This is a genomic window from Microcoleus sp. S36a_B3 (assembly GCF_036700745.1).
Classification (GTDB): Bacteria; Cyanobacteriota; Cyanobacteriia; order Cyanobacteriales; family Microcoleaceae; genus Microcoleus.
Window position 1 is genome coordinate 55,083 of record NZ_JAUBPN010000019.1, and the last position, 12,335, is coordinate 67,417.

Sequence of the window (12,335 nt, forward strand, 5' to 3'; positions counted from 1 at the left end):
GCATCTCATTTTTGAAAAAAGCATTTTTTACAAAGCACGCGAACTCTTGCGCGATCGCACTTATCAAATCAAAACTGAGATTCTCCCGACGACTTTCGCGATCAAAAAAAAGTTTTTACCCTAGGGGGCTATAACTTTAATGAGATTGCGGACTTTAAAATCGCTGCTTTGTACCGAGCACAAATTTAGTTTCGCCGGAGTCGCCAATACCCACGTCTAAGCGAATTAATCCAATGGGCGATCGCACCCTTAAACCCAACCCAACAGCCGCCCCAGTCCCCGGTTTATCCCTCACCGAAGCCGGTTTTCCCAACACGCTGTCACCGGTTCCCAAATCCGAAGCAAAATCAACAAATATCACGCCGCCGACATCGCTACCGACGGGAAACCGATACTCGCCGGAAGCCAAAAAATAACTCCGCCCGCTACCAATATCCCCGCTATCGTAACCCCGCACGGAATTGCGCCCGCCGAGGCGAAACGCTTCTGTTGGGGGCAAATCTCCGATGACAGTCCCCCCTTGCAAGTTAAAAGCCAGCATTTCTGGCAGGTTTTCGGACTCGCTGATGCCGAGCAAAGTGACGGGGATATATTGTATATAGTTTGCCAAGAGGCGGTTGCTCACAATGTTCCCGCGTCCCAGAGGTATGGACTGCTCGGTGCTGAGGGTGAGAATCGAGCCGCTAGTGGGGTTAAAGGGATTGTTTCGCCGATCGCGCGTCGCGCCAAAAGAAACAGTGTATAACTCATCCACGCCGGAACCGCTGAAAGTGAGAGGATTGCCCCGTTCGTCGCGGCGAGCAATATTTAAGTTGCGATCGCGCGTGCTGATATTGGTATAATTCAATCCTAAAGTTCCCCGCCAATCGCCCAAAGGTCGCGTAACTGCGAGATTTCCCCCGATCCGAATTTCCCGAACTCGATCGCCGTTGGGCAAATCGATATCCTTGTTGAAAATTTCGGAGATTTTGCGATCGCCAAAAGCTCTCACACTGTATCCCAAACGGTCTTCGGCAGCAATGTAAGGGCTGACAAACTCGACATCGTATTGGATACCTCGGAGGCTGGGTTCAAGTTCCACCGATAGCTGCTGTGCGTTGGTGCCGAAAGTGCGATCGACATAGGAAAGAGGAATAGCAACACCAACATCATCGCTAATGCTAGCACTCACGCCAAAAGAACGAGCCGATCGCTGTTGGACATTGTAAATTACATTAATATCCGTCCCAACTTCTTCAGTAGAAACCGTCACCTTGTCAAACAATCTCAACTGCTGCAACTGCTGCAAGTCAGATCGTACAACTTGCTCGGTGTAATTATCCCCCGCCTTTAGTTTGAGCTCGCCCCGAATAAAATCTTCCGAAATTCTGCCAACAATCGGATTGCCTTTTTTATCAACTGCTTCGCCTCTGGAATTGACAAAGCGAATTTTCACCTCAGCCACATAAACGCCTTCAGCATTTCCCGCTTGACTGATTTGTCGAGTACCGTCTAGCTGTCGGGCGTTGCTGTTTACCGGTTCGGTTTCGGGTTTGGTGGCGATCGTCCCCGGAGTTTGTAACACAGATGTAAAATCTTTATGGCGATTCGACTTGAGAGAAGGCGATTTAACTTCTCCAGTAACCGCGAGCTCATCAGATGCCGGCAAATCCCGCACAATTGGACTCACCTCATCCTCATCCCTCTGCGCCCTCTGCGCCTCTGCGGTTGCTTCTCTAACCTCCACTTGACGCGGTGCGTCTGTCGGATCGAGAGCCCGCGCCGACAACTCCCCACCAGCCACCTGCGCCAGAGTCAAAAATGCAATAATCGGAATTCGCATCAGCATAAAATTTAAGCATACTCAACGCATATTACCGAAAATCGGTAGCGATGCCCAATATCAAATCGGGATTTAAACCGCGTTTACTCTAGCGATTCCCAGTATCCCCTCGCGCCGAGGCGGACGAAAGTTCGTACAGGCGCGGTTTCAACCGCCAGATAGCATCGCGCCTGCGGACACGATCAAACGAGTACAACTCACAAATTCACTACAATTAGGCGAAAAGAAACCCGGTATCTTCAAAAATACCGGGTTTCTGTGATGCGCTGAAAATTTGCCAAAGGTCGATCGCGGGCGATCGTAAAATTGGGGAAACCAAAAATTTATTTATAGAAATTGTCTAGAAACACGTTTCTCAAAATGAGCCTGAGTCTGCTGCAACAATTGTTCGCGACTGTCCTTAGCGGTAGTAATGCTAGGGAGCAAATTGCGAGCTTGTAAAGTCATGTGAAGCTGTAGGTGTGCGACGTACTCACTGACGTCTTCGCGCACGGAGCAAGCTGGGTAACGTTTTAAAGTAGAGTTCAAAGTGTTCTCCTGCTTTGAGTTTGCAGTAGTTTCAATAACATTAGAGAGTATCACGGTCTACGTCTAATTGCCTACTCCGCAATGAAGTTTAACCTTTGGGAGGCTTTTTTGTTACAAGTGTTTACATACAATATTGCTTAAATAAATAAATCTACCCGATCAAAGGTAAAATACCGATCGCTAAAAAGCCCGCTGTGTATGTCTTCTTCCTTCTGTCCTAGATAACTAAAGCCCTCTCCCCTCTTCCTGATGACGTTGTACCGAAAGCTCGGAGGCGACACACTGATGACTAATGACTAATGACTTCTTCCCTCTTCCCTCTTCCTGATGACGTTGTACCGAAAGCTCAGAGGCAACACACTGATGACTAAGGACTAATGGCTTCTTCCTTCTTCCTTCTTCCTTCTTCCTTCTTCCTTCTTCCTTCTTCCCTCTACTTATAAGGAGTCGATCGCCCGTGCAGTCAATAGCAATAGCACACAAACACACACTAACCACATTTGTCAATAGCAGCAGCCAAACAGCCGCCTACCTCGACATCGGCAGCGGCCCACCGTTATTGCTGCTGCACGGTTTCTTCGGAGAAAAGACTTGCTGGCTGCCATTAATTGAAATATTGCAATCTCAGTTTCGGTGCATCAGTTTAGATATGTTAGGTTTTGGAGAATCCAGCAAACCACAAATCCAGTACGACGTAGCCGTAGAAGTTGCCTTTGTGCGACAAGTTATAGAACAACTAAACATCGAACCCTGCAGCATCATCGGGCATTCTTTTGGCGGTTGGGTAGCCTCTGCATATGCCCTCAAATATCCTAATTCCGTCAGCAGTTTAATATTAGCAGCACCAGCAGGAATTCGGGACGACAGTTTTTGCGGTCAATACGATGCTTTGCGGCCGCTGCTGTGGCAAACCCCAGTAGTTGATTGGGCCTTGCAGTTGGCCAAACCTGTGGCTCGTCTTGCAGGAAAAAGTGACAAATTGCAGGAAATTTCCGGGTGGCGGCGCGAGTTAATGTCTCAACCAGTAGCCCGGTCATTTTTAATGAGCCGGATGCGGCCGGAAGACGCAGTTGATACAGTCGAAAAAGAAATTCACAAATTACAAATTCCTACCTTAGTCATCGCAGCCGATAGCGACGAAACAATTCCTCTGTGGCACTGTGAAACCTACGCCAAGGAGATACCGGGGGCAGAATTAGTAATTATTCCCAACGCCACCCACGGGTTGCCACAAACTCAACCTCAATTCATCGCGAAGTTGATTTGTAATTTTTTGGATAATTAAGAAAACCTTTGCCAAAAGCCGAATTCTAAAAATTGTGATAGACAACTAATGAAAAATAATTGTATTTTAGGATACTACTTCAACAGAAAATACATAATATATTGGTAGTATTGTAATTTTTTTTTATGTCTATCACACCTTGTGTCAGCACGAAATACAGACATTTAGTAGATTCTGAGGTATTACGAATGGCAGTGCGGAGCAACTACTTTAATCTGGAAGAAATTACCACAGCCAGAAAAGTTAGTGCTGCAGTAATCAACATCAGTGGCCGCCAGCGAATGCTTTCCCAGCGATCGGCTTTTTTTTGCATGAGGTTAGTTTGCTCTCAGAATGCCGCAGAAAGAGCCAAACTGCGGGGGAACTTGTTAGAGGCGATCGCGCTTATGGCAAAATCGCACCGCGACTTAATTAATACTCACAGCAGCAACTTATTGAGTCCCCCTTCATCCACCGTCAAAGCAATGTATTTTGAGGCGCCGCTGTACCTAGACAAGCAAGTGCGCGAATATATCGATCGAATAAAAGCATTAATGCAAGTTCCCGATGCCGAACTCAGCCTTGAAAATCCCGATCTAAAGTATATTATCGCAGCAGCGGGCGACGAATTGCTAGCAGCTTTCGATGCTGTCGTGAGTCAGTACCAGCAAGAAAGCGAAATCGAACAATTTGAAATCGACTTCAAACAGATTGAACTGTATCAAGAAAGCTGTGCTGCTACCTCGAAAGCCGAAGCTCAAGCCGCCGAGATCGATCGCGCACTTCGCGAGCTCAAACAAACTCAAGCCCAACTGATGCACAGCGAAAAAATGTCTTCGATAGGAGCATTAATGGCCAGCATCGTCCACGAAATTAACAACCCAGTTAGTTTTATTCACGGCAACTCGATCCATGCCAAAACTTATACTGAAGATTTGCTGCACCTGCTATGTCTCTATCAAGAATACAATCCTAATCCCTGTGCCGAAATTAAAAAGACAATCGCAGAAATAGACCTCGAATTTCTAGTTGAAGACTTGCCTAAAGTTATGTCTTCCATGCAAATTGGTGCCGAACGAATTCGCGAAATTGTCAAATCTATGGGCAGCTTTTCGCGAACAGATAACAGTAAAATGACGCAGTGCGACTTGCACGACAGCATCGACAGTACCATCTTAATTTTGCGAAACCGTCTCAATGCTAAAACAGACCGTCCCGACATTCAAATAATTAAGAATTATGAAAATATTCCTGGTGTTGAGTGTTATGCCGGACAGATAAATCAAGTGTTTATGAATCTAATTAGCAACGCGATCGATGCTTTAGAGGAGACAGCACAAAATCAGCCCAATGCTGCGTTAAAAATTTATATCCGCACAGAAGTAGCAGGGAGCGATCGCGTGAGAGTGCGGATTACTGACACGGGAGGGGGAATGACAGCAGAGGTAAAAGAACGAATGTTCGAGCAATTTTTTACCACAAAGGCGATCGGTAAAGGTACAGGCTTAGGATTGTCTATTGTCTACAAAATCCTAGTAGAAAATCACCGAGGAACGCTCAGGTGCGAATCAGAAGCGGGGAAGGGAACAGAGTTTATTATTGAACTGCCGGTGGAGCAAATTTAAGCAATTTATCAAACTCAAAATTTATCCAATTTATCCGTAACATTTGCCTAGATTCGATTTTTCGCAGTGAAAAATTACACATATCCTAATTTAGTTGTTTCTAGTTTCCAAATAAAATACCTCGTAATAATTGCCACTCACTTCATCGGCAAGTTACCTAACTTCGGCAATTTTTTAATTGTGAATAGCTGCGAATTCAGCAGATTGAGGTGGAGTAAAGTGCTTTATTTTGGGAATGATATCGAGTTCGGAACTCGCGTAAAATTTTTCGGTTTCAGCCGCTAGGTGAGAGCAGCATTTTTTTGATTGCCAGTGCAAAATTCAGCATTAACTTATATAAATAATATTGCTTAAATTGTGGTAATCAGTATTAAAAGTGACAGCTAGTGTTATCATGTCAAAAATTAACAAACATCAACCAATCTGCGTTGATCGGCGCTCATCAGCCAGCATCAGCGGTCAAAAAATTAATATTCAACAAAAATAAAAATGCAAATTACTCAACCCCTCCACTGTGCTATCCTAGTTTCCCAACTAGAAACATCTGAACACTTTTACAGCAATGTATTAGGACTGCAAAAAATCGATCGAGAATTAAAATTTCTCGGAATCTGGTATCAAATCGGCAACTTCCAGCTTCACCTAATTTTAGCAGCAACAATTATACCAGATGCCATAGATTCCCAAAAATTGGGACGCAACCGACATCTAGCATTTTCTGTGGCAAACTTAGAGGAGGCAAAACAACAATTAATAGCCAGCAATTGTCCGGTACAAATGAGTGCGTCAGGTCGATCGGCATTATTTACCCAAGATCCCGACGGTAACATCATTGAACTCAGCGAGTAACAGATGAAAATCATCGCCTACTCTTACAGCGAACCGCTACTAGAAGCTGCGCCAGCGCCCGAAATTTGGGGCCAAGAGGTCGATCGCATCTATCAAGACTTAGGAGGGCGACAGCAACTGCAACAACTCCTAAAAGATTGCCAAGCAGAACCAGTCAAATACCTATTAATTCAGCGCTTTGAAGAACTGGGCGACACAGTACAGCAAGTGTGCGCGCACCTAGAAAAACTCGAAAACCTCGGCATCGAACTCATTGTCACAGACGAAAAACAAACCGAAAATAGAGCAAACTTACTCAAACTCCTCGCAGAAGTCCAGCGCAGCCAACACAGCCGCAGCATTCGCAAAGGACACGCCCGCAACCGCATCAAATCCCTTCCCCCACCAGGAAAAGCCCCCTACGGCTACCGGCGCGGCAAAGACAAATATACGATCGACAAAACCGCTTCCCCCGCCGTCAAAGACTTTTTTGATCACTTTCTCATCTACGGTTCCCTGCGCGGTTCCGTGCGCCATTTAGCAAAGAAATACAACAAAAAAATCTCCGTCAGCACAGGCCGCCGCTGGCTGACAAATCCCGCCTACCGAGGCGATTTAGAATATCAAAAGGGCCAAGTCATTTCTAACACCCACGTCCCGATTATTTCCAGAGAAGAAGCCGCCCAAATAGACCGATTGTTGCGCCGCAACCGCCACCTTTCTCCCCGCAGCGCCAGCGCCCCGCGTTCCCTCGCAGGTTTAGCAATTTGTGCGGAATGTCGATCGCCCATGACAGTCGCAAAAGTCACCTCCTACCGCAAAGATCGAGAATACCTTTATTTGCGACCGATTAACTGTCTGTCCCAGCCCAAATGCAGCGGTATTTCCTACGAAGAAGTATTGCAATTAACTATAGCAGGAATTTGTCGGGATTTGCCCGATGCCGTCGCCCAGTTGCAAATGCCGCAGATGAACGCAATTAAAGCAGGAATTGCCGGATCTATCTGCTCGAAACAAGAAATCATAGAGCAATTACCAGCCCTGATTGAAAGTGGCATTTTTGACAAAGAAACCGCCGAACTGAGAGCATACAAAGTCCGCACGGAAATAGCCGAAATGCAAAGCAGGCTCGCACAATTGCCCCCAGTCAACTTGCGAGAAACCGCGCAAACAGTTTCTCTTCCCCAGTTTTGGCTGGATTTGTCGGAATCGGAACGCAGGTTTTATTTTCGTGAGTTTATCGAGCGCATTGAGATAGTCCGGGAAAATTCCCTATTGAAACTGCAAATTATTTTCATTTTTTAACAGTCGTAAATCAGCCCGGACTTGCTATAGCCCAATACGGTTTACTTAAGACGATCTCCCTGGCACACCCCTTAAAAAGGGGGGAACAAGAATCCCCTCAAAGTCCCCCTTCTTAAGGGGGATGCGAGGGGGATCTCCGGGGCATAAATATGTTAAGTGAACCGTATTGTGCTATGGCCTTTCTCAAAAAGGTGATATCATTTCTGGTCGATTACCATAGAAAATACTGTTTGTGCGTGTCCACAAAAGTACCAAATATTGAGCGTATGCAAGCCTGCACTACGAACCTTACTTATTGTGGTAAATCGATCCGACACGATCTGAGAATTCAGTCGATTTTAGATTGAATAATTTTAGTCAACGTAGGGTGCGTCGCCAAGAACAACTCTCGCTATCAACTACAATTAAACGAGTGACGCACCCTACAACTGATAACTTAAGTAAACCGTATTGTACTATAACGGTTCTCAAGCGTGGTGAGGTATGCCCTGTTTGGCCTGCGCGGGCCTGTTTGGCCTGTTTGCCCAATGCCCTGCGCGGGCCAATGCCCTATCCCGGATAGTACCTCCTATTAGAGCTCTAAAGACTATATAACTTAGCAATGAGTTTTAACTCTATTTTTTAGCCTTTAGCCAATAAACAATTAACTCTCCTTTACCTTTAACCGCGATCGCGCCTCTTTCCTCCAATACATACCGCTCTTTTAACTGCTCGCAAACAGCCGAAGTCACTTGAATATATCCCGGTAATCCTTGACATTCCATGCGAGAAGCAACATTAACAGTATCTCCCCACAAGTCATAAATAAATTTTTTAGTGCCAATCACCCCAGCAACTACTGGGCCTGTATTAATGCCAATCCGAATTTGAAAGGGTTCGCCCGTGTCGGTTTTAAAATCTGCGATCGCATCCTGCATATCCAACGCCATATTTGCGATCGCCCCTACATGATCTGCCATCGGCACAGGTAAACCCCCCGCCACCATATAAGCATCCCCAATTGTTTTAATTTTTTCCAAACCGTGTTTTTCAGTTAGTTCGTCAAACTTTGAAAAAATTTTATTGAGAAACCTTACCAATTCTAGCGGTGAAATTCTGGCAGCAAGAGACGTAAAATCGACAATATCTGCAAAAAGAACTGTTGCTGACTCAAACCTTTCAGCAGCAGAACCCTCGCCTTTTTTTAAATTTTCAACAATCGCAGCCGGTAAAATATTCAGCAATAAATGATCCGATTTGTTTTGAGCCAGCCGTAAAGCTAGCTCAACTTTCTGCCGATCTTTAATTTCCTTTTGCAATCGATCGACAAACTCTTCTAGTTGCTTAGTTTGATGTTGGAGCAGTCGTTGCTGATTTTGAATTATTAACTGATTTGCCACTCGTGCTAATACTTCTTTACCTTGAAAAGGTTTAGTAATATAATCAACCGCTCCCACATCAAAGGCTTTCACCTTATCTGAAGCGTCATCTAAGGCGCTTAAAAAAATCACTGGAATCGAACTGGTTTTTGGTGAAGCTTTCAAGTTTGCACACACCTCATATCCATTCATTTCTGGCATCATCACATCCAGCAGAACTAGAGTCGGCGGAAACTCCTGCACCGTCGCCAGAGCTCTTTTTCCGTTCAACGCTTTGCGAACCTGATAGCCTTGTTCAGTTAGGATTGTAGATAAAAGCCGCACGTTATCTGGTTTATCATCAACTACTAAAATGGTGGCTGGAATTGTAGGAGACTGATTGCTGTTCATGCGATCGCTAACCGTATTTTTTCAAAATCCAATATATTAAGAGTCACAGGCCTTAATGGCAGACTTCGCTAACTCAATAATATCATCAAACAGGAAATCACGTGCTAAATCAGTTAAAACCTGTGCAGAGACAGCAAACTCTACAGGCATCTCCTCAATCAACCGAAGAATCTTATCATCGTAGCATTCATGAGCAGCATCATGGATATTATCCAGCCACTCACTAGGCATTTGAGCGAGTTGTAATCCTACGGATTCATTGCTGCTAACCCCACTCAATTCGCTTTCGTTTTCAAGATTATTATCAACAGATTCATCGTAAACATAGCTAAGTCCTAAGTATTTCTCTATGATAGCAAACAAGATTTTAGCCTCAAACGGTTTACGCATAAAATCGTCGCAGCCTGCTGCTAAAATAGTTTTTCTTTCCTCTTCAAAAGCGCTAGCTGTGAGGGCGACAATCACCGTTTCTTTTCCGAGAGGATGAGATTTAATTTGTCTGGTTGCTTCATAACCATTCATTACAGGCATCTGCATATCCATCCAAATCAGGTGCGGTTGCCAATCTTTCCATACATTAATAGCTTCTTGACCATTTTTAGCTTCTCGCACGAGGAAGCCTAGCGGTGACAATAATCTATCTATGACTAGACAATTATCGGCACGATCGTCAACCACCAAAATCCGGTACTCTGGTTGATCTGGTGCTAAACCAATGACTTTTTTATGCGGTTTAAGCATTTGAATTTCGGTGGCATCGGCCAGACCCAGTTGAATATCAAATGAAAACGTACTTCCAAAATCAGGTGTACTGCTGACAACAATATCCCCTCCCATCATTTGGACAAATTTGCGACTAATTGGTAAGCCTAGTCCGCTTCCCTGTTCGGATTTATAACCTGCTTTTGTTTGCTCGAATGGTATAAATAACTTATTCATTTCTTCTGCAGCAATGCCGGGGCCAGTATCTTGAATTTCAAACTGAAGGTGTAAAGATACCGGGCGAATAGAATTCGAGTCTGCACAATCAAAATTCGCAGGCGCGGACTTTTCATATCCCCTGTCGGCGGTTTTTGTTTGCGTGCCTTTCAACTCTACATTTTCAGTCGCCAAATTTTCTTCTACCTTATTTTTCATTCGCAAGGTAACGCTACCCGTCTCTGTAAACTTAATGGCATTTCCGACAAGATTAATCAAAATCTGGCGCAATTTACCCTCATCTCCATTAACAAAGTACGGTACATTTTGGGCTATTTCAAATTTTAGCTGCAATCTCTTAGATTTAGCTTTCAGTCGAAACATTTCTTCTAGGGTTTCTAGCAGGCGAATTAAATTAAAACTGCTTTCATTAAGTTGAATTCTGCCTGCTTCAATTTTGGACATTTCCAAAATATCATTAATTAGCGAAAGCAAATGTTCTCCGGCGCGATTAATAATTCCTAAGTGTTGTTGGTGTTCGTTGTTTAGGGATGAATCGCGCACCATCACCTGACTAAATCCCAGAATTGCATTCAGGGGAGTACGCAATTCGTGACTCATAGAAGAAAGAAATTCACTTTTGGCGACGTTGGCGGCATCAGCCACCCTGACAGATTTTTGCAGCGCTGCTTCTGCCAACTTGCGATCGGCAATTTCTGTTTTCGCTTGTTCAAATAGCGTACATTGCTGGATGGCAATTGCTAGCTGTACAGAAATTTGCTTGAGAGATTCTATCTCAGAAGAGTTCCACTGTTTTTGACTGCGGCAGTGATGAGCAATTAGTAAGCCCCATAAATTTTCCCCTTGCAAAATAGGAACCACGAGGTTAGCTTTAATTTGAAACTGGCTGAGTAAATTAATGTGGCACTCTGAAATACCAGCCGTATAAATATTATCGATCGCCCGAACGCGCCCCTGCTGGTAAACAGAAATATAGCCTTCGCGAAAACAAGGGTCATTAATGTCAATTCCTTGAATCTGCATCACACCCCTTGCTACCGATTCGACAGCTATAAATCCGCTCCAATCTCGGTTGAAACGGTAAATAACAGTCCTGTCTGTTGACAAGAACTCGCGAACTTCTTCAACAGCCATTGTCAGAACTTCTTCTAGGTTAAGAGAAGAGCGAATCCGCTCTTGAATGGAATTCACCAGTCGCTCTCTTTTTAGTTGCTGTTGCAAAGCTGCTTCTGCCTGTTTGCGAGCAGTAATATCTACTCCATAACCAACACACTCCACAGGTATGCCAGCAGCATCTTTGACCAACTTAACCTCATCGTAAATCCAGCGATAATTACCGTCTTTGTGCCGTTCGCGGTATTCGTAGGAAATCGATTCTTTTTCCAATATTTTAGCGAAGGCCGTATCTACAATTTCTCGATCTTCCGGGTGAACGAGGCTGTGCCAATCAAGGGAACCTTCAAAAAAATCTTGCGCTTCGTAGCCAATCAGTGAAATAATGTTCTCGCTGACAAAGGTTACGTCATAATTTCCCCCCACTTGGCAGCTAAAAATAACTGCGGGAGTAGTAGCCAACAAATATTGCAAGCGTTCGGTAACAGAGCGCAATTTTAACTCGGCTTGCTGGCGATCGCGAGCTTCAGTTTCTAAGGAAGTGTTAGTTTCTGTCAACTGTAGGGTACGCTCTTGCACTTTAATTTCTAAATCTTCATAGGCGCAGCGCAGAGCTAATTCTGCATTTTCACGCACGGCGATTTCCCCCTGTAATTTGATATTAATTTCTTCTAATTCTTGAGGGCTTTTTAATGATAAAAACTGCGGAATTAGCCCGAACAGCGTTCCGGCAGTGTAGCAGGAAACGAGACCAGTCACTCCTTTTTCAATCCCGGACAGCCAATAAGCGGAATGCCATAGCGTCCAAATATCTATCAAGTGACCCGTACCGCAAAGAACAATAAATGTACTAAATAAAGCAAATATTCCTGAGAACGGAACGTCGCGTCGCTTCAAAATAAAATAAATCAGCATCGCCGGAATTGAATAGTAGGCGATCGCGATTAAAAAGTCGCCGGTTACGTGCAGCCACACCAAAGGCGTTTGCCACAGATAGCAGTGACCGTGCGGCATATACTGAGTTGGAGAAAAGATATTTTTGACTATTTCCCACATGATTTTTACAGGCAAATTATATTAAGTGCAACACTCTTCTGGTTCTTGTGAGGTGGGTTTTTATAGCCAGCCCTGTCTCAAGGTTAGGGCTGGTTATAATCAACCGC

General features: G+C 44.5%; 9 protein-coding genes. 4 read left to right on the forward strand and 5 right to left on the reverse strand.

Annotated features, from left to right (window positions below):
• Positions 1-154: 154 nt before the first annotated feature.
• The 3 genes from QUA01_RS19675 to QUA01_RS19685 form a co-directional block, all read right to left on the reverse strand.
• Complete coding sequence (locus QUA01_RS19675) at positions 155-1,828, reverse strand: BamA/TamA family outer membrane protein (protein ID WP_333092157.1); 1,674 nt, start codon at positions 1,826-1,828, stop codon at positions 155-157.
• A gap of 321 nt (positions 1,829-2,149) precedes the next feature.
• Positions 2,150-2,350, reverse strand: a complete 201-nt coding sequence (locus QUA01_RS19680) for a hypothetical protein (protein ID WP_194069799.1) — start codon at positions 2,348-2,350, stop codon at positions 2,150-2,152.
• A gap of 225 nt (positions 2,351-2,575) precedes the next feature.
• The gene (locus QUA01_RS19685) at positions 2,576-2,833 is read right to left on the reverse strand and encodes a hypothetical protein (protein WP_333092155.1); all 258 of its coding nucleotides are present in this window, start codon (positions 2,831-2,833) and stop codon (positions 2,576-2,578) included.
• Between QUA01_RS19685 and QUA01_RS19690 the strand changes: the two genes are divergently transcribed.
• The 4 genes from QUA01_RS19690 to QUA01_RS19705 all read left to right on the forward strand — a co-directional run bounded on the left by QUA01_RS19690 (position 2,808) and on the right by QUA01_RS19705 (position 7,372).
• Positions 2,808-3,635 (forward strand): alpha/beta fold hydrolase, encoded by an 828-nt coding sequence (locus QUA01_RS19690; protein ID WP_333092154.1) that lies wholly within the window; start codon positions 2,808-2,810, stop codon positions 3,633-3,635. The genes QUA01_RS19685 and QUA01_RS19690 overlap by 26 nt on opposite strands.
• A gap of 125 nt (positions 3,636-3,760) precedes the next feature.
• Complete coding sequence (locus QUA01_RS19695; protein ID WP_333092152.1) at positions 3,761-5,239, forward strand: ATP-binding protein; 1,479 nt, start codon at positions 3,761-3,763, stop codon at positions 5,237-5,239.
• 489 nt (positions 5,240-5,728) lie between these two features.
• Positions 5,729-6,088 (forward strand): VOC family protein, encoded by a 360-nt coding sequence (locus tag QUA01_RS19700; protein ID WP_194069792.1) that lies wholly within the window; start codon positions 5,729-5,731, stop codon positions 6,086-6,088.
• A gap of 3 nt (positions 6,089-6,091) precedes the next feature.
• On the forward strand, positions 6,092-7,372 hold the full coding sequence (locus tag QUA01_RS19705) for a recombinase family protein (protein ID WP_333092150.1): 1,281 nt from the start codon (positions 6,092-6,094) through the stop codon (positions 7,370-7,372).
• 614 nt (positions 7,373-7,986) lie between these two features.
• Here the strand turns inward: QUA01_RS19705 and QUA01_RS19710 are convergent.
• Together QUA01_RS19710 and QUA01_RS19715 are read right to left on the reverse strand one after the other, a co-directional pair.
• Positions 7,987-9,120 carry an adenylate/guanylate cyclase domain-containing protein gene (locus QUA01_RS19710; RefSeq protein WP_333092148.1) on the reverse strand — a complete coding sequence of 378 codons (1,134 nt, stop codon included), beginning with the start codon at positions 9,118-9,120 and terminating at the stop codon, positions 7,987-7,989.
• Positions 9,121-9,156: 36 nt separating this feature from the next.
• Complete coding sequence (locus QUA01_RS19715) at positions 9,157-12,228, reverse strand: ATP-binding protein (protein WP_333092146.1); 3,072 nt, start codon at positions 12,226-12,228, stop codon at positions 9,157-9,159.
• Between the last annotated feature and the right edge of the window lie 107 nt (positions 12,229-12,335).

Bases quoted from the DNA above. Each gene is read 5' to 3' on its own strand.
- QUA01_RS19675 (WP_333092157.1), bottom strand. From the start codon at position 1,828: ATGCTGATGCGAATTCCGATTATTGCATTTTTGACTCTGGCGCAGGTG.
- QUA01_RS19695 (WP_333092152.1), top strand. From the start codon at position 3,761: ATGTCTATCACACCTTGTGTCAGCACGAAATACAGACATTTAGTAGAT.
- QUA01_RS19700 (WP_194069792.1), top strand. From the start codon at position 5,729: ATGCAAATTACTCAACCCCTCCACTGTGCTATCCTAGTTTCCCAACTA.
- QUA01_RS19705 (WP_333092150.1), top strand. From the start codon at position 6,092: ATGAAAATCATCGCCTACTCTTACAGCGAACCGCTACTAGAAGCTGCG.
- QUA01_RS19710 (WP_333092148.1), bottom strand. From the start codon at position 9,120: ATGAACAGCAATCAGTCTCCTACAATTCCAGCCACCATTTTAGTAGTT.
- QUA01_RS19715 (WP_333092146.1), bottom strand. From the start codon at position 12,228: ATGTGGGAAATAGTCAAAAATATCTTTTCTCCAACTCAGTATATGCCG.